The sequence below is a fragment of the Pseudarthrobacter sp. L1SW genome, from assembly GCF_020809045.1.
Taxonomy (GTDB): domain Bacteria; phylum Actinomycetota; class Actinomycetes; order Actinomycetales; family Micrococcaceae; genus Arthrobacter.
In genome coordinates this window covers 1,331,148-1,354,450 of sequence record NZ_CP078079.1, presented here as the reverse complement: position 1 = coordinate 1,354,450, position 23,303 = coordinate 1,331,148, and the positions used below count along the sequence as shown (strand labels likewise).

Genomic DNA, 23,303 nt, shown 5'->3' with positions numbered 1-23,303 from the left:
CGTTGGGCAAAACTGAGCTTGTTGCGGAGCTGGTTGCAGGGCTTTCCGCGGTCATGTGCCGGCGCAGGCGATCGAGCCTTCTTCCAGCGGCGAGAACGCTCCGTCCGAGCGCACGATCATCACCTGGATGCAGGTCTCGCCGGACGGATTCGCCGTGACACGGACCGGTGGCTGCGCGACGGCCTGGTATTCGCCGCCGCCCCCGATGCTGTACACCCGCCATTTGTACGTGTCACCCTCTTTGGGCTGCGGGTTCAGCCACGTGAAGGACGCGTTGCCGTCGCCGGATACTGTTCCCGTGAGGCCTTCCACATCCGGCACCGTCCCGTTGTCCAGGGCGTCGGCCGGCGGCTTGCTGGCCTGCTGGGTTTCCACGGCCTGCGGTTTGTTGGGCGAGGCGTTGGCCACCACCAGTCCCACCGCCGCGGCAAGGGCCAGCAGGGTGCCGCCCGAGATTGCCAGCCACAGGTTGCGTTTTCCGTGGTCCGTGGCGGGCACAGAGTCGGCAGCAGGTTCGTCCCGCCTTGCTGGCCGGTGGATGGTCGTGTCGGCTGCGTCAGCGTCCCCGCGAAGCCGGTTCGGGGACACCGTTCCGTCATCGTGGGTCATGGGCGCGCCGCCGGCGGCACCCCGCAGCACGGTGGCATGCGCCCAGTCCTGCGGCTGCTGCGCCGCCTGCGCCGCGGAGGCGGGCGCGGGCGTATACAGCGACGGCGGGGCGTCCGCTGCGCGAGCTTGCCCGCCAACGCCCTGCCCGCCACCGCCCTGCCCAGTACCGGCTTGGGGCCAAGTGCGTGCGGGGAAGGTGGGCGCGCTGCCCGTCCGCTCCGGATCGATTGCCGCGATGCTCCGCACCCGCGTCTCCTCGACGCCGTCGTCCGGCTGGCTGTCCTCGTGGTGCGGCTCCTCCAGCACTTCAAAGGGCGTGACGGAGAGGTTGAGTTCCGCCTGGATGCGCTGCAGGGCCAGGGCGAAGGCGTGCGCGGAGGAATAGCGGGACCGCGGCGACTTGGCCATCGCCGTCGAGAGCGCCAGTTCCAGGGACTCGGGGACGTCCGCGCGGCCCAGCCGCGGCAGCGGCGTATTGCTAATCCGGTTGATCAGCTCACGCTGCGAGTTGTCCGCTCCGGGCAGGACAAACGGTGAGCGACCGGCCAGGAGGGTGTAGAGCGTGGCTCCGAGGGCCCACACATCCACCATCACACCGTCCACTTGGCCGTCGGTGAACTGTTCGGGCGGGGACCACGGGATAGACATGCCGGAGTCGTCATCGGCGTCCCCGGCGAGGGTGCCGGAGATGCCAAAGTCGGTCAAGGCAGGGCGGTTGTAGTCCGTCACCAGGATGTTGGCGGGCTTGATGTCGCGGTGGGCGATTCCGGCGCGATGGGCGGTCTCGACGGCGGACGCCACCTGGATGCCCACGGCCAGGACCTCGTCCACGCTGAACCGCTGGCGGCGGTACCGGACGTCCAGGCTGGGCCGTGAGCAGTACTCCATGGCCAGGTAGGAGTGCCCGTCGTCGGTTACTTCCGCTTCAAAGATGGTGACGATGTAGGGGTGCGAGGACAGCTGGGCCATGAGGTTGGCTTCGGATTCGAACCGCCGGCGGGCGCCTTCCGTCCTCAGGTCCGAGAGCAGCACCTTGACGGCCACCTTGCGGCGGGGCCTGTCCTGTTCATACAGGTAGACGTCGGAAAAACCGCCGGAACCGAGCAGGCTGATATACGTAAACCCCTGGATGCGGGGCGGCGGCGCTACAGGCCGTTTGGAACTCAAGGAATCTCCTCAAAACGCAGCGAGATATTGTCGCCAAGCTCAGCGATGTCCCCGTCCAGCAGGATGGCCATTTCGTTCTGCGCCAGGCGGCGGGGCGGCTGGCCTTCGCGCACCAGGACGGTGCCGTTTGTGGCTTTGAGGTCGCAGAGCATGACGTGCCAGCCCTCCAGCCGGACCTCCACGTGGGACCTGGAAATGTCGCCCTCAGGGCTCGGCACCTGGACCAGCCGGGGCATGATGCCGCCCTGGACCCGAGAGACGGACGGCTGCCTGCCAATGACCAAGGACTGGTCAAGGTCCAGCAGGTCACCGGTGGAGAGGCGCACGCGTCCCAGCCGGGGCCGGGGCACCTGCACCGCGTCCGGATGAAGCCCCGCCCCGCAGGCGGCGCACTGTGCGCGCGTGGGCGGATTCGCGTGGCCCTGGCTGCAGACCCGGGCCAGGACGGTGGGCCCACTGTGTGGGTCTGCAACCGCAGCCGGGGCGGGTTGCGCCTGCGGGGCCCCGATGCTGCCCTTCATGACCGTCTGTCCGTCATGGTCGTTGTCGAACGCCACGTTTCCAGGCAGGGACACGGGGATGGCCGCAGCTACCGGGACAGGCGCGGGTGCAGGCGCCGGCGCGGCATCGGCGGCGCCGGCCGTTCCTGGGATGGTGGTGCTGGTGCCGGTGCCCTTTTTCCACGGCACGGAATCGATGAGCACCCCGGCTGGCGGCACACCGGGCGCGGGTATTCCAGGCGCGTGTATTCCGGGCGCCTGCACCCCCGGCGCGCGTGTTCCGGGCACCTGTTCGACGGCGGACGGGGCCGCCGTCGCTTCCTTCGCATCTACGCCGGCAGGCGTGGGGAGTGGGATCGCGATGTGTTCCTCCGCCTCCGCAACCGCTTCGTGAGTCCCGGCGGGGGCAGCGCCGTTGCCCGCGGGTGTGCCGGCGCCGGCATCATCTGTGTCCTCGCGGACTGCGGCGTCTTCGATGCTGCGCATGACCGTCCGCTCCCACAGGTGGTCGTAGGAGCTGGTCTGGTCGCTCGCCGCCGTTGCCGCGTCTGCCGGCCGGGCTTCAGCGGTTTCGGTGGACCGCTGTATGCCTGCGACCGCCGCCATCCCGGAACCGGCGCCTGCTGGGGATACGTGGCCGTCATCGTCGTGCCCGGCGCCATGCGCACCGTCGTTCATATGGACGGGCGCCTCGTCGTCGGGCACGGCGAGGACCGTCTCGGCTGAGGCTTCCGGTTCCGGTTCCGGTTCCGGTTCCGGCACGATGGTTGTCCCGCGTGCTTCCGGCTCCGGCACAATGGTTGTCCCGCGCAGCTCGTCGGCACCGGGCGCGGCCTCGCTGATATCAACGACGCCTGCCGAATCGACCGCCACTGCGGCCGGTGCGGACGCCAGTTGGGCTTGGGCCGGGCCCAGCCCGAGGGCCAGCGACTGCAGCAGGACCACGCCCTCCCCCAGCGGCAGCTCCGGCGGATATGCGGAACCGGCCCCCGGGACGGTGATCCGGCAGCCGCCAGGCAGGGCAAACCGGCGCTCGTTCCAGGTGGTGACATCCCGTCCGTCCAGTTCCACCCGGCCGTCCGGGAGTTCCACGGCGAGGTCGAGGTCGCCGCGGAGGAACACCCGCAAGGGACCCGAAAAATCGAGGATGGCGAATGGCGGGATCCGCGTGAGTGAGCCGCCGGAACTGCCGGTGACGGCGTGGAGTACTTCGTGGACGGCCGGTTTGCTTCCGAGGAGTTCCCACACAGCGCCCGCCGTGGCCGGCGGCGTGTCCGGACCGAGGAGGACGGCGGTGCGCGAGCGGAGGATGCCCAGCCAGCTGCCCGGAACGTAGCTGGTGCCGGTCATCGTGGGCTTTCCCCGCTCTCGTGCGTCGAAGCGCCGTTATCCTGCTGCGGCAAGGGCTGGGTCACCGCCTGGCTCCCGGGCGAGCGGGGCAGCGTGTCTGCGTCTTCTGCGTCCGGATCGTGCCGCGGTGCGGTGGTGGCGGCGCCGGCATCGTTCAGGACGTTCCGGGCATCAACCACAATCACCGTGATGTTGTCGCTTCCCCCGTTCCGCAGCGCAGCCTGGATCAGGGCGTCGGCGGCGTCCTGCGGGTTGCCCGCCGTGCTGAGGATGCGCAGGATGTCCTCGTCGGCCACTTCGCCGGTCAGGCCATCCGAGCAGACCAGGACCCGGTCGCCTTCCTCCACGGGGAGCAGCCAGTAGTCGGCCTCGGTCTCGTCCCCGGTGCCCAGGGCGCGGGTGACAACGTGGCGGCGTGGATGGACCGTGGCCTGCTCGGCGGTGATCTCGCCCGCATCCACCAGTTCCTGCACTTCGGAGTGGTCCACGCTGATCTGCTCAAACCGTCCCTGGCTGAGGCGGTACGTGCGGGAATCGCCGATGTTCATGACCAGCCAGTAGGGCAGGCCAAGTTGTTCCACCACCACTGCACCGGTCAGGGTGGTCCCTGCCCTGGCGCCCGTAGCCTCCCGGATGGAATAGTCCGCCCGGAGCAGGTACTGCTGGAGGACCGCAGCGGTGATGCTGCGTTCACCCGTGGCGAGCTGCGGCATGCCTGCCAGGGCCCGGACGCACATGCCGCTGGCCACTTCACCTGCTTCGTGGCCGCCCATCCCGTCCGCCACGGCGAACACAGGATCGGAAGCAAGGAAGGAATCTTCGTTCAGCTCCCGGCGGAGCCCCCGATCCGTGCCATAGCCGTAGCTCAGGCTGGGGCCCGGCTTGACGGTGGAGGGAACGCTGGCGGGCTGTTGGTTCATGCCTGTCCTAGGTAAAAGGTCCGGTCTCCGAAGTGGACACTGGATCCGGGCGTAACAAAAGTGGGGACACCCGGTGCCAGCGGCGTCCTGGCACCGTTGGGGGTGGTCACGGCGCTGCCATTCGTGGAGTTCCTGTCCGTCACCCAAATCCCGGCGCCGTCGGTCAGCAGGTGGAGGTGGGTTTTGGAGATGGAACGGCCGGGGTCGTCGACGGCAAGGAGTTGGGCATGCTGTTCACCGGACTGGCCCACGGGATTACGGCCCACCAGGACACTGCGGTCCAGCTGGAAGTCGCGGCCGTCGTCCATGCGGATCCGGAGGACGGCGACAGGCACGGGCCCGCCTGCGCCCGGGCGCACCTGGGTGCGTTCGACGTCGTCGTCCACGTGGTGCTGCCCGCCCTGCCTGCTGCCGGCCACCACGGCGGCACCTGCGGCAGCCGCCGGCGGCGGCGTGAGGGAGGGCGGTGCGAAGGACGCAGGCGCGGTGTAGGGCATGGTCTGCGACGGCGACGTCTGCACAGGCGGGGCCTGCACAGGCCGGGCATGCGCAGGCGGGGCCTGCACAGGCGGGGCATGCACAGGCGGGGCATGCGCGGGCGGGGCCTGCACGGGCCGGGCATCCGTGTGCAGGGGCGGGGAAGCCGGGGCAGCGCCGGCCACCGGGGAGAGCACCTGCTGCACGGGCGGCAGGTCCAGCGGAGCAAAGCTGTAGGGGCCCTGGATACCGCCGGTGGCGATGGGATCGCGCCCGGCCTTCACATCGAACACGAGGGCTTTGGCCGCTTTGTCGTGCCAGCCGCGCAGGCGCCCGTTCCTGTCCCATGTGTTGGATACCACCACCAGCACGGCCCAGGCGGAACCGGCAATGAGCAGGGGCGCGAGGATGAACAGGGCCGGACCGAACCATTGGAACACCACCACCAGGACCGCCGCCAGCAGCGCAACCAGGATGCCGGCACCGGTGATGAGTCCCCGGAGGAAGACTGCCCCGGCGCCGGGCGCGTAGCCGTCGTTGTCAGCGCTGCGGATGCCCATCAGCAGGTTGCCGGGCGTTTTGCCCGTCCTCGCTTCAATGCCCATGACCACGAACAGGTACACCAGCGTCAGGCCCAGCCCAATGCCGCCGAACAGCACCAGGGACCCGGTGTCATAGGTGATGTACTGGCCGTTGCGGGTGCGGGTGATCCCGGCAAAACCGACGGCGAGCGTCAGCACCAGGACTGCCAGCGGCGGCAGCCAGTCAATGACGGCAGCACCAAGCCGCTTGCCGGCCGTGGCCGGGACAAGCTGAAGGTTCACTGCCATTCCCGTTCCTCCCCCTGGGACGGCCCCCGTCTGAGCGGTGGAACCGCCGGCGCTCCCCCACCCGGTGCCTGCGTTTGCGAACCCCGCGGCCTGAGTCGCCGGAGGGCTTTGTACTACCGGGATAGTACCGGGAATCGCCGCGTGGTGGGCAGTCACAGCCACCGCCGGCGCATCGCTGCCCGTGGCGCCGGTGTGCAGGTTGCGGCTGCTGCGCGCCGCCCTGTTGGAAAGGGGCGCGCCGCAGGAGGTGCAAAAGGCCGCGCCCGCCCGGATGGACCGCCGGCAGCGGGGGCACGGTTGCAGTTCCGCGGTCACGGCGCCTGAGGTCCTTGCCTTGGCGGTTCCGGCGCTGGCGGCTCCTGCACTGGCGGCGCCGGCACCGGCGCAGCCTGGGGTGCAGGGTCTGCGGAGCCTTCCCCTCCCATGCCAGGACGACGGCGGGCGGCCGGCTTGAGAGCCGGCAGGGCCGGCAAAGCCAGCCGGCCCCGCTGCGCCAGGGGGTTGCGGCGGGTCAGGGCATTGCGCGCGTCAGCAAGCAGCGACCGCGGGGAGAACCTCGCCTGCTGCCGCTGCCAGAAACCTGCCGTTGAGGTCATCTCCTTCAGCGAGCTGTCCACGATCGTCCAGTACTCCCGCACCTCGTCCTCGGTGGGCTGGCCGGCACCGAAGATGGATGCATCCGCCCGGCGGGCCAGCATCGTGGTGGTTCCGCCCGCGGCTGGAAACGCCTCGGCCAGGACAGCGGCGCTTTCGCGGCGGGTGGCGCGGGTGTCCACGGCCGCCCCCATGTCCGTGGCGAGGCTGACCACCTCGTTCCAGCCGCCTCCCACGCGCTGCGCAGTGTGGCCTTCGCTGAACCGTGACTTCCGGCGTCGTGATTTCAAAAGGACGATCAGCAGCAGCGGCAGCGCAAGGACGGACAGCGGGATCAGGACGATGCCCAGCGCACCCAGCAGGGCACCCCAGAAGAGCCACGGGTTGTCCTTCTTCTGGTCCGCATCCAGCGCATCCGGCGACGAGTCCGGCGGAAGATCCGCGGGTTCCTGCGGCGGGGGCGGCGGCTGCAGCACCTGCGGCTTGGGCTTGGACTTGTTTTCCGGATCGGGCGGGATGGGAATGTTGTCCTTGGGCGGCGTCGGATCGAAGCTCACCCAGCCCACCCGTTCAAAGGCCACTTCCACCCAGGCGTGAACGTCCTTGCCGGTGATCTTGACTTCACCCGCTCCGTTTTCAGGACTGGTGGGCTCAGGGTAGAAGCCCATCACCACGCGCGACGGGATGCCCAGGTGGCGGAGCATCAGGGACATGGCCACCGCGTACTGCTCGTCGTCGCCCAGCATCTGCTTTGCCGTGAGGAGGTTCCTGATCCGGGCTGACCCGTGGCCGGACACGCTGGGGAGCTGGCCTTCGCTGACCAGTCCGTTGCTGAACGCCCCGGTCTTCTGGAAATGGGCCTCGATCTGGCGGACCCGGTCGATGGCGGTGGGCGCGTCAGTGGAGAGGTCATTGGCCTGCGACCCCACCACCGGGGGCACTTCCGCGGCGTCGGGCAGGGACAGTTTCGCGAAGTCGTATTGCGCCAGCTGCCCGTGTTCCAGCTTCATCGGATCCGAAACCTGGACCTTGTAGGAATCGCCGCGGGAGAGCCCGCTGGTGGTGACGGCGGTATCCGTGCCGGAGTTGAAGTAGAGGCCGGACGCCGCGGCCGAGGCGCTGTCATCAAAGCTCAGCCCCGTGGTTTTCCGGCCACCGGGCACGAAGAAGCCCTGGTAGTCCTCGATGCTGATGCCGAGGGAGTAGTCGTTGGTGGGGACCACTCCGGAGGTGTCTGCGAGGGTGTTAATGGACTCGGTATCCCCTACCTTGCTGAAGTTGCCCGAGCCGTTGGGATCCATGGTGTAGTTGGTGCCGTTGAAGGCGTCAAGGGCCCCCAGCCGGACCCGGCCGTCGCGCGGCAGGCCCTTGACCACAAACAGGGTGTCGTCCTTCTTGTCCTTGACGAACGTACGGAAACTGGCCAGCGGCGTGATGTAGTCCTTGGGGTCGAACGGCGGGACCACGACGTTCCGGAGCACTTTGCGCTCATTGCCCGCGGTGACCAGCGGGGCGGACAGCGCCGTAACGGCCACGCTGACGGCGATGACGCCGGCGGCCATTCCCAACCTGCGGACCTTCGCCCGCTGCGCGGTGGCGGTGTCCGTCTGCGGATTGTTGACGGCCACCTTTCGCGTGGAGTTCTTCCTGAGGGCATCCCGGCGGAAGGTCGCCCAGGCGATGCCCAGGACCGTAAGTCCAATACCGCGCTCGAGGGTGAGGAAGGCGGCGTTGGTGCTGAAGGCGATTCCGGTAACGAACAGGACCAGCACCGGCAGGAGCGGAAAGTAGGGGCTTCGAAGGCGCCACGTCAGGACACCGGCTGCCAGGGCGGTGACCAGGGAGCTCAGGAACGGAACGATCAGCACCCCGCCTGCCGTGCCCACGGGAACTCCGACGGTCAGCATGTCCTTCCAGGCGAACACGACCCCCAGGAGCAGGGTCCGGAGGGAATCCAGGGTGGGGACAAAACCCGCGACGGCGGCGTCGGGCACAGCCAGCACCGTGCCCAGGACCAGGTACGCGCCGAGGACGATTGCGGTGGTGATGAGCAGTCCGAGCCGCAGGTGTGCGTTGAGCGCGCCGATGGCCAGGCCCAGGAGGATGCCGCCGAAGCCGGAGAACAGGTAGTACGGGTCGCCGCCGAAGCTGAGGCCGAAGCCGAGCAGGCCCAGCCCCAGCAGCACCGTCAGGGCAGCGGCGTCCAGGAGGAAGTGCCAGGACGGCTGCCCGTCGGCGAAGCCGGAGGCGGCCTGGTTGCGGTTGCTGCCGGGCCCGCCACGGTTGGTGCCACGCGGTCCACTGCGTGGGCGCGTGGCCCGGGGACGCGTGCTGCGCGGGCGCATGCCTTCCGTGGAGGTCATGCTGCGGCCTTTCTCAGTACTATGGCAAGATCGTCCAGGTCGCCGAGCGTCAGCACCGTGAGGTCGGCGATGTTCGCGCGGCCAGGCGAGGCGCCGGCTTCCACCCGGACCGCGAGGCTGCGGACGCCCGGCGGCACGGATGCGGCCGCGGAGCGCAACTGGGTGGCAGTGACGTTGCTGCCCACCACGAAGAAGACCACGGAGGCGTTGGGGACGGTGTCCGCCAGGGTCCTGGCGAGGTCGACGGCGGTGCGACGCATGGGAGAACCCACAATCCGGGTCATGTCATCGAGCATGTTCCGCCCGGTTTCACAGCGCAGGGGGCCTTTCTGGGTGAGGACGTCCAGCTCACGCTGCTCGCGGATGGCCTGTCGGCCGATCGATGCGGCTGCGGAGATGGCCATTTCGAATTCGCCTTCCGAGGCGTACTCGTCGGTGTTGATGGACAGCGAGATGGCCAGGTGGGCGCGGCGTGTTTCCTCGAACTGGCGCACCATGAGCTTGTTGGTCCGCGCGGTGGTTTTCCAGTGGATGTGCCGGCGGTCGTCCCCCGGCACGTAGTCGCGGAGCGCGTGGAAGGAGACGTCCGCGCTGGACAGGTCCGTGGTGGGCATTCCTTCCAGGTCGCGGATGAAGCCTGCGGCCGAGCCGGCCAGGGCCACCGTGCGCGGATGGACGAACAAGTCTTCCGGCTCTGTCCACAGGACCTGCCGGCGCAGCAGGTGCAGCGGGTCGGCTCGGACCGACCGGACGGGTCCCACGACGATCACTGCACGGCGTGCGGTGGGGATGGTGAAGAGGTCCTCGTGGACCTGCTGCGGCTTCATGCGGGGCAGGTGGAATACCGCAGTGACGCTGCCCACCGGAAGTTCCAGCGCTGCCGGCAGCAGGGGCCTGGCAGAGGTATTGGACACGGCGATGCTGCCTACGGCGCTGTCCCCCACCGCCACCCGGGTGCGGGCGAGGTCCAGGACCACTCCGTAGGACGAACGGCCCAGGACGAAAGCCACGGCGATCACGAACATCACGAAGGCCGCGATTGCCGCCGCCTTTGCCTCCTGCCAGCCGAACGCCTGCCCGGCGGTCCAAAGGAGGATGGCGGCAGCCAAAACGGACCAGCCCAGGACGCTGACGATGGACAGCACGGGCCGGGGGTACTTCAGCCAGGCAGTCCGGGCTGTACGCCAGGCTGGCGCCAGCGCCATGGCTCCAGTGTTCCGCGCCTCGGCCCAGACGGCCGACGGGTGCAGCTGCGTAGGCCGGCCGTCCCTGTGGAAGGGTCGCTTGAGACGCTCCGCGAGCCGGGTCAACGGGGTGCCGGTGGACATATGTGTGCCTTCGTTGTTGCGTGGAAGTGGTGGGGTCCGTGCCGGACCGTCAGGCGCTGGCGCGCTGCTGGGGAGCTGCGACGTCCGCCAGGATCCGCACCAGGACAGCTTCCGCCGTGGCTCCGGAGAACTCCGCTTCCGGATCCATGACGAACCGGTGGGTCCACACCACGGGGGCAAGTTCCTTGATGTCATCCGGGAGGACGAAGTTCCGCCCCTGCCCGGCCGCCCAGACCTTTGCTGCCCGGACCATGGCCAGGGCCCCGCGCACCGAGACGCCCAGCCGGGTCTCGGGGGCAGTGCGGGTCTCCTCGCAGAGCCGCGAGATGTATTCGAGCACGGCGGTGTCCACATGCACCGTGGCGGCCAGGTCAGCCATGTCGGCGACGGCCTGGGTGGTGATGACGGCGGAGAGTTCCTGGGACCGGTCCTTCAGGTTGGAGCCGCCCAGCAGCCGGACCGTGGAGGCGTGGTCCGGGTAGCCGATGGAGGTCTTGATCAGGAAGCGGTCCAGCTGAGCCTCCGGCAGGCGGTAGGTGCCTGCCTGCTCGATGGGGTTCTGCGTGGCCATCACCATGAACGGGCGTCCGGCCTCGTAGGTGACGCCGTCAACCGTGACCCGGGATTCCTCCATGACCTCCAGCAGCGCCGACTGGGTCTTCGGCGAGGCGCGGTTGATTTCATCGGCCAGGACGATGTTGTTGAAGATAGGGCCCTTGTGGAACTCGAACTTCTGCGTCTTCTGGTCGTAGATGGTCACACCGGTGACATCCGACGGCAGCAGGTCCGGGGTGAACTGGATCCGGTTGTTGGATCCCTGCACGGTGGCGGCCAGGGCGCGGGCGAGGGAGGTCTTGCCGGTGCCGGGAGCGTCCTCGAAGAGCACATGGCCTTCGGCGAGCATGGCGGTGAAGGTCAGCCGGATGACGTGCTCCTTGCCCAGGACGGCCTGCCCCACATTAGCAACGAGTTTTTCGAAGGTGCCTGCAAACCACGCGGCCTGCTCGGTGGTCATGGTCATGATGTAAGTCCTTTGTTGAAGCTGCTGGTGTTGAAGCTGCTGGCTGGGCGGGGCGGAACTGGCGGGCGTGCTTGGACGGTCAGCATCGGGGAACGTCCGGCCCGCTGATATCGATGGTTGCGCGCTTGACGTACCAGCCGGGCCAGGGGCCGCCATCCATGCGGTACCACTTGTAATAGCCCGGATCGGATTCGGGTGAACCGTAGATGTTCATCCAGCAGGCGCTGTCGATCCAGCCGTCCGAGAAGGAAACCCAGTTCGCGTCGCTGGAACCGCAACGGGCATCTCCGTTGACGTTGCTGTATCTGTCCGGAACTCCCGGCTTTCCGGGGCAGCTGTTGACGGTCGAAGCTTCCACCCGGACCTTGGTGGGCGCCGGAGGAGGCGTCGGATCGGCGCCGGAGGTGGACGTCGCAGGTCCGCCAATGGCGCCGTCCACCACGGTCACGGCACGGACGCGCAACCTGTGGCTCTGGCTCCATCCGCCGGCGCCGGCGTCGAAGCTGGTCGCCTTCCCGACGTTCTGCCAGCCGCCGCCGTCCATGCTGACCTCGTAGTGGTTAAGCGGGCGGCCGTTGGTGTTGGGGTTGTTCCAGGTCCAATGGACCTGGCCATCGCCCTTCGGTGAGGTGCCGCCGTTAACGTTGGGCGCGTTGGCCGGGCCGTACGGGTTCCCGCTCCCGATGGCCTTGGCGTCGCCGGACACATTGTTCTTGGTGGACGTGGCAATGATGTTGATAGTGATGTCCTGGCCGTTGGGAAGCCCGTTGATGTTGCCGCCGGGGGCATTGATGGGCCCGGCCTGGCCGTTCGAAGCGCGGTAGGAGTAGGCGATCTCGCTCGCCGTGGAACCGTTGCGCTGGGCTTCCGTCAGGGGCGTGAAGGTGACCTTGAGCTGCCCGCTGTTCCCTGTGTCCGCCACCGTTCCGCCGCTGACCTGGCCGGGCTTCCCGGCAGCCCGGATGGCCGCCGACTGGGGACTCGTCCCGCTGGTGCCCGCCTTGTTGGTGGCAGATACCGTGAAGGTGTAGTTGGTTTCCGAGTTGTCCACCGTCACGTTCTGCGAGGTGCCGGCCACCTGCTGGGTGGACACCGCGGCTCCGCCGCGGAGGGTGGTCAGGGTGTAGGCCGAGACGGCGTCGCCATTGTTGCTCGGCGCAGTCCAACTCACCTTCAGCTGGCTCTGTGAACCCACTGAACCCGCCTGCGCAGCAGACGGTGCCGCGGGTGTGGCCGGAACTCCAGCCGGCACCTCGGCTGCCGAGTACGGGCTCCATTCGGACGGTTCCTTGGCGTCATTGCGGGCCAGGACCCGCACCTTGTAGGACACGCCGTTCTGCAGGCCCTTCCAGACGTAGCTGACGGACGTCAGTCCCTGGATCTGTGCGTTCTGGCCGGCGGGAGGCGGCGAAATTTCCAGGTCGTAGGACTTCACCGGGGAGCCCTTGCTGGCCGGTGCGGTCCAGTTGATGGACAACTCCTTGTCGCCGAACTTCAGCGATGGTGCCAACGGGGTATCGGGCTTCACATCCGGACGCACTTCGGCCGACGCAGGCGAGCGGTCCGACTCGCCAAACTCGTTCGTGGCCGTGACCTGGAAGTGGTACTTCGTGTTGTTGGCCAGTCCGTTGAGGGTGCAGGTGTTGGCCGGGCAGTCCTGCCGGAACCCGCCTTCTCCGTACACGGTGTACTTGGTGATCGCCGAGCCGCGGTCTGCCGGCGCCGTCCAGTTCAGCAGCGCCGTCTGGTCGCCAACACTCTGGGCCTGCGGGGTGGTGGGAGTCTGGGGTTTGTCCTTGACGGTGAGCCGGATCCGGGCCGTGGCATTGCGGGAGTCATCGCCCGTCTTGTCGGCCACCGTGTAGGACACCACCATGGTGCCGGTGAACCCCGGGGCCGGTGTGACCGTTATGGAATCACCGTTTACGTCCACGTTGCCGCTGCCGGTTTCGGCTGCCGCCGCGATAATCTTCAGCGCACTTTCCGGGAAGGGGTTGGCGTCGTTGGCGAGCACGTTGACCGTCACGGGCTTACCGGCGGCAACATTGTCCTGCACGTCGTCGTTGGCCACTGGCTTCGGCCGGTTCGAGGCAGTCACCCTCAGCTGGTAGGTGGCCGTGGCTTCGAGCCCGTGGGGATCCGTAGCTTTGACCTGGACGGCGGCCGTGGTCCCGGCGCCGCTTGAGTCGGCCGCGGAAACCTTGAGGGTCCTGCCGTCGATGCTTGCGTTGAAGCCTGCCGGTGCGCCTCCCACCAGCTCGTACTTCATCTTGTCGACGTCGTCCCGGTCCGGGTCCGCGGTCAGCTTGCCCAGGTCGGTGCTGGCGGAGTCGCCCTTGGGCACGTCCAGGTTTGCGCCCAGCAGTTCCGGAGGGTTGTTCTTGTTCGGATCCGGCAGCACCTTGGTGCGGATGCTGAGGGTGGACTTCAGGCCGGCCGGATCGTCCGGGCCGGTTCCGTCGGTCACCTCGAAGGTCAGCGAGCCCGGTCCCACATAGTCCGCGCCGGCGGTGTACTTGAGCCCCGTGCCGTCGCCGGTCACGGGGTTGCTGCCGTCGGCACCAATGAGCTTGATGCGGTCTACCTGGGTGAGCCGCGGCGAGCGGCCCTCCCGGACCTTGACCCACTCATCCAGGCCAACGTCCACGGACTGGCCGGCAACAACCTCCAGCACTTCGTCCTTGGCCAGGGTGGGCACCTGCTGGCCGAGTCCCGGTACCCAGATCACCGCCGTCGACTGCTGTCCGTCCACGTCCTCCACGGTGTAGGGGATGAGCTGGGGCTGCTCTGTGAGGTCCACGATCATGGTGCCGTCTGTCCCTGGCCGGGCGGTGGTGGCTTCGGTGCTGATCTTGAGGTTCTCTCCCACGCCGTCCGGATCCTCATCGTTCTTCAGGACGGGGACGTCAACAGCGGTTTTCCCCATGGTCTGGGCGGACGTCACCCTGTCGTCACGGGCGATGGGCGCCTTGAGCGGAACCTCGTTGTCCACCACCACACGGATGGCGGCCTGGGCGGAAGCGTCCCGGTCATCGGCGATGGTGTAGCGCACATTGACGGTCCCGGCTTCCGCGGGCGCCAGCAGGATAATGCGGCCGCTGGTTTTGCTCACGGTGGCCTGCAGCGCGGCGTCGGCCTCGATGCCATCGGTGAGGATGCGGATGAGGTCGCCATCGGGATCGGTGTCGTTGCCGGCGGCGTCGACGGCGATCTGGCGGCCCGGGCGGACCCTTACCTCGTCGTCCACGGGGGTGGGCTTCTGGTTGACGTCGCCGCGGGGTGCGATGCCCACGGTGACGGTGCCGGTGTTGACGGCGCCCTGCCGGTCCACCACTTTGTAGCGGAACGTGTCTGTTCCGGCGCCGTCACCGGCAGCGGTGAAGTCGATGAAGTTGCTGCCCACGGTGGCCATGCCCATGGCGGGCGTGCTGTCGATGCCGGTCAGCTGGACGGAGTCGCCGTCGGGATCGATGCCGCCGAGCGGCACCGGAATCCGGACCGTGCCCGCGGCCACGACGCGCGCCGTCAGATTGCGCGGCTGCGGGCGTGAGTTCTCGGCCCCCTCCAGCGGAAGGATGTGGATGGTCACCGCGGCGGCACTCTTTTGGCCCTGCGGATCCACGGCGTTATAGATCGCCCGGACGGTCTTGGGCTGCGGTCCGGCAATGAACCGGAGCGTGTTTTCCGAGACGAAGCCCTTGCCGTCCACCGGATCAACACCCTGCGGCAGGACCGGGTCCACAGTGAGTTCCTGGCCCTGCGGGTGGGTGTCGTTCTCGAGCACGGGGATGGTGACGACGTCGTTGACCCGGACGTTCACTTCGTCGGGCTTGGGCTGGGGTGCTTCCAGGACCGCGGGGGCCGGGACGGGCACTACCGAGACGCTGCCGGTGGCCGACTTCTTGCCGTTGGACATGGTGTATTCGAAGAGGATCGGGTCCTTGGTACCCAGGATGTCGGTGATCCGCAGGACGCTGTGGTTGATCACGCTCACCGACGCCGTGGAGTTTTCCGGCAGCTTCACTGACTGCAGCACCAGGACTCCTCCGGAGGGGTCGGAATCATTGGCCAGCGGGTCCACCAGCACGCTTCCGCCGGTTGGCATGAGCGCTACGTCATGGACGGCCACGGGATCGCCGGTTTCATCCCCGGATTCGACGTCGACGCGGATCAGCCCCTGGCTGCTTTGCGGCCCGTTGCTGGCAATGTACGTGAGGTAGACAGGACCGGGGGTGGTGCTCCGGAACGTGAAGGTGCCGCCGTCGGTCACGGGCCCCAGCTCTGCCGGGCCGCTGGCTTCCACCTGGGCCAGCCGGAGGGCGCCGCCGTTGGGATCGACGTCGTTCTTGAGGGGCGAGATGACGAGGTCCTGCCCCACCACGGCCGTGACATGGTCGGCATTGACTACCGGTGCGAGGGCTCCGGGGGGCTGGACGTTGACCACCACTTTTCCGGTGACAGTGGTCCGGCCGTCCCAGATGGTCACCTCCACGGCCTTCTTGCCGGCTGTCGCGCCGGAGTCCTGGAAGGTCAGCAGGCCGTCGCGGCGGACCTTGACCTGGTCCTGGTCGTTGTCGGCCTTGGCGTCGAGGAGGACCAGGTCGTCGCCGTCGGGGTCGATCCAGTCCGTGAGGATGTTCTGGCTGACGGTTTTGCCCTGTTCCACGAGCATGGTGGTGTTGTCGCCGCGCTTGAACTGGGGCGGCTTGTTCTCCTCGGGGGCCACCACAGTCAGCGTGACCTGCCCGGTTGCGGAAAGGCCGCGGCCGTCGGAAGCGCTGTAGCTGAACGTTTCCGTCCCGGGCTTCGCGCCGGCCGGAACGGAGACCTGGAAAGCCGTGCCGCCGTAGATGTTCTCAAGGCTGCCGGCCTGGGGTCCGGAATTGCCGACGGCGGCAGTGAGGACATCGCCGTCGGGGTCCGAATCGTTGTCCAGGACACTGAGGATGGTAGTGCGGCCAGGCCGCACGCCGACGGCGTCGGGCTTGGTTTCCGGCGGACGGTTGGGCTTGGTGCGGTCCGGCAGGATATTGACGGTGTTGTTGTCCGCGGATTCCTGGTCCTGCTCGTCGGACTCGTTCTTGGGCGGGATGACGTCGTCCCAGTTGTTGACCAGCTGCATGTTCTGGTTCACCAGCCACACATTGCCCGAGTTCACGTCATTCAGGACCACCAGGTCCCGGTTCACCCGAAAAACATACGACGGCGAGGCACTGGCCTTGGGCACGTCCACGTTCTTGTCATCACCGTCATTGACGCAGTCCCGCACATACTTGTTCGCCCCGGACCACGCCGCATGGACGCACCCGCCCAACTGGACGGGGGCAGCCGGCACACCCTCGCCGTCGAACGCCACCGCCTTCGCCGCGGAACCATCCAACGGCTGCTTCAGCAGCGCCTTCTGTGTGGAAACGGCCACAAAGCTGCTGCCCGGACCGCCCTGCTGCAGCTTCGCCTCCCGGGCATTCTCCAGCTGAACGTGTTTCCCGCCCGGCAGGAACAGCCTCCCGGCAGCGGCGTCCAGGACCACGGGTTTGTCCCCCACCACCGTGATCTGGAGATCCCCCGAACCCTTCAGCTCCGCCCAGGTCTCCGACTCGGATGAAACCACCCCGCCACTGGCGTCAACCTCCGTTACCGTCACGGCACCGGACTTGGGGTCCGCGGAATAGATCCGGTCATCATCCCCAACCGCCGAGACAATCCCCTCCGAACCCACCATCACCGGCTCGGACGCTTCCTCGTCAAAACCGTTAATAGTGGACGGAGACACCGCCCACACCTTGCCCGACGCCGCGTCCGTCACGGAAATGACCTCGGAACCAAAACTGACGTCCGCGGACCCGGGCAGCTGCTTGTCCCCGCCCAGCCGCATGTTCGCTGGCGAGACCTGGTTCAGCGTTGAACCCGTCTCGTCATCAACAAAGACATCACCGGCGTCCTGCAGGATGTCGAACGTTGTGGACGCAGGCGTCACCGCCCCATCAAGGACACGGGAGGGATAATTCAGCCGGCCCACCGCATTCTTGGACTTGGACACCACCCACACGCCGCCGTCGTTCAGCTCCACCTCGGTGGTCTTGAACCCCGGATACAGCACGGCACCGGTGACCAGGACAGCGACGGCGGCACTGAAGGCAGTGCCCGTGACGAGTTTTTTATGGCGCCTTTTCAGTCCCAGCTTCCCCAGCAGAGTTGTCACAGCGTTACTATCCCCCGACTTACCGCTGCCGCAGGCAGCTGACAGGCCAGGGGTGCTACCCGGCCCTTGATTTTTCGCCGCCCCCGGTGGGAGCAACAGAGACCTGACATTGTTGGCACGCCGGGCCCGGGCGCAGGGACCCGGGCGAGGCAGCGTTTGTCCGGTGGCAAGCTTACCTACCGGCGCTTCCTGCCGCGATGGGGAGCCCTACCCACACCAGAGGTTCAGCATTGCCGCCGCACCAACTGTACCGTGATAGACCAACAACTGGATAAACTGTTTGCCCGCGAAGGTCCTCCGCGTGCACGGCGTCCCTGCTAGTCCACCACCAGGCCCTTGCCCAGCCCGCGCCCCAGCCGGACGGGGCGGATTTCGCCGAAGCCGCGGACGTTTTCGGGCGGCTGTGGCTCCAGCACGAAACGTTCATCGTGTTCCAGGGCCGAGGCGGTCATTGAGTCCACCAGCACGGTGCCCGGATCCGCAAGGGTGGTGAGGCGCGCGGCCAGGTTTACGGTGGGTCCATAGATGTCACCGAGCCTGGACAAAATCCTTCCCCACACCATGGCCACCCGCGCTTCGGGAAGGATCTCGTCCTCGGTGAAGGCCTGCGCCAGGGCCAGTGAGATCTCGGCGCCGGCGGCAGGAGTTTCGGCGATGTAGAGAACTTCGTCGCCGACGGTCTTCACCAGCCGGCCGCCGCCCACGGAAATAATCTCCGCGCACTTGTTTTCGAAGCGCTGGACCAGCCGGGCCAGTGTTTTCTCGTTCATCCGGCGGGACAGGCTGGTGTACGAAACCAGGTCAGCGAAACCTACGGCACGGGCAAGCGGCAGCGGCGCATCGTCTTCGTCGCCCTCCCGGCCCTCTTCGCTGGCCTGCAGGCCTGCTTCGGCCCGGACGGCGAGCCGCTGGACGCCTGCATTGAGCTGGCGCCGCCAGGAGTAGACCAGGATTTCCTCGAGCGCATCCACCAGACCGGGAAGTTCGTTGACCAGGCGCTTGCGGGCTACGGCGTCGGTGACGCCCTGTTCGTGGACCATGTCTTCCACGAGGGCTTCGATCTGCCACACCACCATCCGGTCCGTCATCTGCCCGATGGAACGGGTGATGGAGATGGCGGCCTCCTCAGTCAGCTTCCCCGAGCGGACAAGGTCCACCACTGTGGAGAGTGCCTCCTGGTCGCGTTCGGTGAACGCCACGTCCTCATCGCCGAAGTTGGGGAAACCGAGGGCACGCCACAGTTTGCGCGCGGACAGCAGCGACAACCCGGCTCCGGCGGCGACTTCACGGCGCCGGAGCTTGCGTTCGCCGCCCAGCAGCCGGGCCTCCAGGGCCTTCATTGCAAGCCGCTCGGCGGACATCGTGCCGGTGGCGGGGTGGGAATCGATAGCTGGCGGGGCTGTGATGGAGTCCACGCTCTCCTGCTGGTCCTCATCGTTCATCCCGTCCACCTTCTCTCAGCTCCCATGGCAATGCTCCGGCTGGACCATCCATGGTTCCGCCGGCTTGGCCGTCACGTTCGTCGGGCAATTCCTCAATGGCATCAAGGATGAAGTCCCGGAACCTGGCAACCTCCGGCACGTCCTGGAATGTCACCACGCCCTGATACCCGGTTTCCAAGGATATATTCCCGGAACGCAACAGGCGCTGAAGTACCGATTCGTGGACAGTCAGGTTGCGCACCGAAGCAAGGTTCACCTGCTGGTCCCGCCGCCGCAGGATGCCGGAGCGGGCAACAAGCCGCCGGCTGGTGAGCGTGTACCTGGTGCCCTGCCAGCGCAGCAGCCGCGGCAGGCAGTAACCCAGCCAGACCCCCGCCACCGCCAGGACTAAGCCGGCCACCAGCCACGGGGTCCACCGCGGAGCCAGGGCTGGAATGAGCCTTGCCGCTTCCCCGCGCGTGGCCCAGGCGGAAGCGAACGCGGCTAGTGCCGGTGAAAAGATGAAGGCTGCGGCTGCCCCGGCCAGCTTCCTCGGCTGCGGGCGGGTGGTGACAATCACCTGCTCGCCCGGAACGAGGTCTTTACGCATAACCGCCCTGGCCGGAAGCGTCCGGGGAATTCCACGGACGCAGATGCACCACGTCACCGGCCGTCACCACGTGCTCCCTGGACTCCCGGTCCACCACCAGCAGCGATCCGTACTCGTCGAGGCGGGATGCGTGGCCGATGATTTCGTGGTCGCCCGGCAACTGCGCCCGCACCTGCTTGCCGAGGGTGGTCATAACGCCTTCCACGCGCTTATGCAGTGACTGGCCGCCTGCCAGGCCCGCCGCCGGGTCGCCGTCGGCGTTGCAGAAACCCCGGTAGAGCACGGCAAAGTGAAGCAGGTAGCTCTTCAGCAGTTCCGTCCGGTCCGCAGTGCGCGGCGATTCCAGCACCACGGAGGTGGCCGTGGGGACCGGGAGTTCGGCCTCCTGCAGGGTGACGTTCAGGCCGGTTCCCAGGATGACAGGAGGCACGGAGCCGTCCCCCATCGGACCCAGCTGCGCCAGGATTCCCGCGATCTTCTTTCCGCGCACCAGGACGTCGTTGGGCCATTTCAACTCTGCGGGCAGGCCGGCGGTTTCCAGCAGGGTTTCCCGCAGCGCCAGGGCGCCGATGAGGGACAGCCAGGAATAGCTCTGGGTGGGAAGCGGCCTTCCTTCGGCGTTCGCCGGCCGCAGGACAACGGAAACGGAGACGGAGCTCAGGGGCGGCGCCTCCCAGCGCCTGTCCAGGCGGCCTCGGGCCGCCGTCTGGTACTCCGCGGTCAGCACGGACATGTCCGGCCACGCCGCAGGCTCCACGGTGACAGACCGGAGGAGATCGGCGTTGGTGGAACCGGTGGAGTCAACCACCTCGAGCCGCGGGATGCCGGCCGCGGACAGAAAGTCCTGGTCCGCGAGGGCCCTCCGGTCCAGTGGCGTGCCGGGGGCATGTGCGTCATCCATAGCTAAACTCTACCGACACCGCCAGGCCCTGGCTGCCCGTTGAGCAGGCCCGCCGGAACCCTGGCGGACGACGGCGGGGGCTACAGGAAAATGTCCGGCACCAGCTGGTCTTCGGGAGCACCAAGGCTGTACGGGCGGAAGTCAGTGACCCCCGCTGCCGTGAGCACCTCTTCATCCGTGTAGAAATTGCCGCTTGGCCGGCCGCCGTCCGTGAGGTTGCAGCCCGTCAGCACGGCATGGGCTGCGTCCGCCATGATCTCCGCTCCCCGGGCCGCCTGGACGATCGTGTCCCCGTGCGGCATGTTCCTGATGGCGGCGGTATCGATGAGGGTGCGCGGCCACAGCGAATTCACCCGGATGCCGTCGGCTTTCAGCTCCTCTGCAAGGCCGAGGGTGGTAAGGCTCATCCCATACTTTGCCATCGTGTAGGCCAGGTGCTTCCCGGCCCACCGGGGATCGAGGTTCAGCGGCGGCGAGAGCGTGAGGATGTGGCCCTGGTCCGAGGCCCGGAGTGCCGGGAGCGCCAGCTTGGACATCAGGAACGTGCCGCGGACATTGATGTCCTGCATGAGGTCGTACTTTTTCATGTCCACGTCATCGGTCCGGGAAAGATCAATTGCGGAAGCGTTGTTGATGACGGCATCGATACCGCCGAACCGCTCCACGGCAGCCGCCACGGCCCGCGCCACGTCGTCGTCATTGCGCACGTCACCCACGAGGGGAAGCGCCTGTCCGCCCGCCTCCACCAGTTCCTGGGCGGCTGTATGGACAGTCCCGGCCAGCTTGGGGTGCGGCTCCCCCGTCTTGGCCATCAGCACGATGTTGGCGCCGTCCCGCGCCGCGCGCAGTGCGATTGCCAGGCCGATCCCCCTGCTCCCGCCGGAGATAAGGATGGTCCTTCCCTGGAGTGAACCGGCAGCCTGGTAGGGTCCGCCGGAGACAGGGGAAGCGTCATTGCTCGAAGTCATGGCACCACTGTAACCCAACTAAGTTACCGGCAAGTAACATCGGGCTGCTGCTGATGGCGGCGCAGAAAATTGTAGGTTCCCTACAGCCGCCGCCGCCGGAAGCGTCACTAGACTTGCCAGCAGGGTTCGCCTTTTGTGTGGAAGCTACTTAATCCACAGCGCCACAGCCCGCAGCATTCACAGCACCACAGAATCAATCTGCTACAGAGCCGGAGACACTTGATGAGCCACGATCTGACAACGACAGCGGGAAAGATCGCCGATTTCCGCGACCGCCAGGCACGTGCAGAACAGCCCTCCGGCCCTGAAGCCATCGAGAAACAGCATGCGCGCGGCAAGAACACCGCCCGCGAGCGCATCGCCCTCCTCCTGGACGAAGACTCCTTCGTCGAGTTCGACGCCCTTGCCGTACACCGCTCCACCGCGTTCGGCATGGAAAAGAAGAAACCGCTCGGCGATGGCCTGGTTTCCGGTTACGGCACCGTGGACGGGCGCCTCGTGGCCGTGTACAGCCAGGATTTCTCGGTCTACGGCGGCTCCCTCAGCCAGGTCAACGGCGAAAAGATCGTCAAGGTGCAGGAGTTTGCGCTGCGCAACGGCTGCCCCGTCGTGGGCATCCTGGACGGCGGCGGAGCACGCATCCAGGAAGGCGTTGCCTCCCTGGCCATGTTCGCGGACATCTTCCGCAACAACGTCCATGCCTCCGGCGTGGTCCCCCAGATTTCGCTCATCATGGGCCCGTCGGCCGGTGGCGCCGCGTACTCCCCCGCGCTCACCGACTACGTGGTGATGGTGGACAAGACCTCCCACATGTTCATCACCGGACCGGACGTCATCAAGACGGTCACCGGCGAGGACGTGGACATGGAGACCCTCGGTGGAGCCCGGCAGCACAACGCCACCACGGGCACCTCCACCTACCTGGCCTCCGACGAGGCGGACGCCATCGAGTTCGTCCGCGAGCTGCTGGACTTCCTGCCGTCCAACAACCTTTCGGAGGCGCCCGTCCTGGAGCACACGCAGGAATTGGAGCTCGACGACGACGACCTCGCCCTGGACGCGCTGGTCCCCGATTCCGCCAACCAGCCCTACGACATGCGTACCGTGGTTGAGCAGATCGTGGACGACGGCCACTTCCTGGAGATGCAGGCCCTCTACGCGCCGAACGTGATGATCGGCTACGGCCGGGTGGAGGGCCACACGGTGGGCATCGTCGCCAACCAGCCCCTGCAGTTCGCCGGCACCCTGGACATTGCCGCCTCGGAGAAGGCTGCCCGGTTCGTGCGCCACTGCGACGCGTTCAACATCCCCATCATCACGCTGGTGGACGTTCCCGGCTTCCTGCCCGGCAAGGACCAGGAATTCCAGGGCATCATCCGGCGCGGCGCCAAACTCCTCTACGCCTACGCTGAGGCAACCGTTCCCAAGCTCACCGTGATCACCCGCAAGGCCTACGGCGGAGCCTACATCGTGATGGGTTCGAAGAAACTCGGCGCCGACCTCAACCTGGCCTGGCCCACCGCCCAGATCGGCGTGATGGGCGCCCAAGGCGCCGTCAACATCCTGTACCGCCGCGACCTCGCTGCAGTTGCCGAGGCCGGCGGCGACGTCGAGGCACGGCGCGCCGAAGTCATCCGGCAGTACGAGGAAGAGCTCCTCAACCCCTACCGGGCAGCGGAGCTCGGCTACGTCGACGCCGTCATCGCCCCGTCCGAGACCCGGCTGCAGATCATCAAGGGCCTGCGTGCCCTGCGCGACAAGCGTGCCAGCCTCCCCGCCAAGAAGCATGGGAACATCCCGCTGTGATCCCCACCCGCCAGCCCGAAGAGATCCAGGCACCCGCCGAACCCCTGCTGTCCGTCGTCAAAGGGCAGCCGACCGCCGAGGAACTGGCGGCGCTGACCGCCGTCGTACTTTCCCTGGGCGGCGCCGAACAGGCGGACGCGGACAAGCCGCCGGTGCGGCACTGGGTCCGCCGCCAGCAGCTCAGGCTGGACCCCACCCCCGGCCCCGGAGCGTGGAAACGAAGCCGCGGCTGAAAA

Annotated in this window: 14 protein-coding genes; 2 read left to right on the top strand and 12 right to left on the bottom strand. The window is 67.5% G+C overall.

The window, feature by feature from the left end; genetic code table 11:
- Window positions 1–51: 51 nt before the first annotated feature.
- The 12 genes from KTR40_RS06240 to KTR40_RS06185 all read right to left on the bottom strand — a co-directional run bounded on the left by KTR40_RS06240 (window position 52) and on the right by KTR40_RS06185 (window position 21,261).
- Window positions 52–1,776 carry a serine/threonine-protein kinase gene (locus KTR40_RS06240; protein WP_228405627.1) on the bottom strand — a complete coding sequence of 575 codons (1,725 nt, stop codon included), beginning with the start codon at window positions 1,774–1,776 and terminating at the stop codon, window positions 52–54.
- Entirely contained in the window at window positions 1,773–3,626 is a 1,854-nt protein-coding gene (locus KTR40_RS06235; protein WP_228405626.1) for an FHA domain-containing protein, read from the bottom strand. The genes KTR40_RS06240 and KTR40_RS06235 overlap by 4 nt, the downstream gene beginning before the upstream one ends.
- Window positions 3,623–4,546 (bottom strand): PP2C family serine/threonine-protein phosphatase, encoded by a 924-nt coding sequence (locus KTR40_RS06230; protein ID WP_139028602.1) that lies wholly within the window; start codon window positions 4,544–4,546, stop codon window positions 3,623–3,625. Before KTR40_RS06230 ends, KTR40_RS06235 begins: the two co-directional genes overlap by 4 nt.
- Window positions 4,543–6,168, bottom strand: a complete 1,626-nt coding sequence (locus KTR40_RS06225) for an RDD family protein (protein ID WP_228405625.1) — start codon at window positions 6,166–6,168, stop codon at window positions 4,543–4,545. Before KTR40_RS06225 ends, KTR40_RS06230 begins: the two co-directional genes overlap by 4 nt.
- Window positions 6,165–8,810 (bottom strand): transglutaminase domain-containing protein, encoded by a 2,646-nt coding sequence (locus KTR40_RS06220; RefSeq protein WP_228405624.1) that lies wholly within the window; start codon window positions 8,808–8,810, stop codon window positions 6,165–6,167. Before KTR40_RS06220 ends, KTR40_RS06225 begins: the two co-directional genes overlap by 4 nt.
- Complete coding sequence (locus tag KTR40_RS06215; RefSeq protein WP_228405623.1) at window positions 8,807–10,138, bottom strand: DUF58 domain-containing protein; 1,332 nt, start codon at window positions 10,136–10,138, stop codon at window positions 8,807–8,809. The genes KTR40_RS06220 and KTR40_RS06215 overlap by 4 nt, the downstream gene beginning before the upstream one ends.
- A 49-nt stretch (window positions 10,139–10,187) precedes the next feature.
- On the bottom strand, window positions 10,188–11,159 hold the full coding sequence (locus KTR40_RS06210; protein WP_139028599.1) for a MoxR family ATPase: 972 nt from the start codon (window positions 11,157–11,159) through the stop codon (window positions 10,188–10,190).
- A gap of 79 nt (window positions 11,160–11,238) precedes the next feature.
- On the bottom strand, window positions 11,239–17,361 hold the full coding sequence (locus tag KTR40_RS06205; protein WP_228405622.1) for an Ig-like domain-containing protein: 6,123 nt from the start codon (window positions 17,359–17,361) through the stop codon (window positions 11,239–11,241).
- Window positions 17,362–17,678: 317 nt separating this feature from the next.
- The gene (locus KTR40_RS06200) at window positions 17,679–18,803 is read right to left on the bottom strand and encodes an adenylate/guanylate cyclase domain-containing protein (RefSeq protein WP_228405621.1); all 1,125 of its coding nucleotides are present in this window, start codon (window positions 18,801–18,803) and stop codon (window positions 17,679–17,681) included.
- Window positions 18,793–19,392, bottom strand: coding sequence for a PH domain-containing protein (locus tag KTR40_RS06195; protein WP_139028596.1), 600 nt, complete (start codon window positions 19,390–19,392; stop codon window positions 18,793–18,795). The genes KTR40_RS06200 and KTR40_RS06195 overlap by 11 nt, the downstream gene beginning before the upstream one ends.
- A complete protein-coding gene (locus KTR40_RS06190; RefSeq protein ID WP_228405620.1) occupies window positions 19,385–20,293 on the bottom strand; it encodes a biotin--[acetyl-CoA-carboxylase] ligase in 909 nt (302 codons plus the stop codon). Before KTR40_RS06190 ends, KTR40_RS06195 begins: the two co-directional genes overlap by 8 nt.
- Before the next feature lie 80 nt (window positions 20,294–20,373).
- Entirely contained in the window at window positions 20,374–21,261 is an 888-nt protein-coding gene (locus KTR40_RS06185) for an NAD(P)-dependent oxidoreductase (protein ID WP_139028594.1), read from the bottom strand.
- 222 nt (window positions 21,262–21,483) lie between these two features.
- On the opposite strand from KTR40_RS06185, the gene KTR40_RS06180 reads away from it, so the two are divergent.
- Window positions 21,484–23,067, top strand: coding sequence for an acyl-CoA carboxylase subunit beta (locus KTR40_RS06180; RefSeq protein WP_228405619.1), 1,584 nt, complete (start codon window positions 21,484–21,486; stop codon window positions 23,065–23,067).
- The gene (locus KTR40_RS06175) at window positions 23,064–23,300 is read left to right on the top strand and encodes an acyl-CoA carboxylase subunit epsilon (RefSeq protein WP_139028592.1); all 237 of its coding nucleotides are present in this window, start codon (window positions 23,064–23,066) and stop codon (window positions 23,298–23,300) included. Before KTR40_RS06180 ends, KTR40_RS06175 begins: the two co-directional genes overlap by 4 nt.
- The last annotated feature ends 3 nt before the right edge of the window (window positions 23,301–23,303 follow it).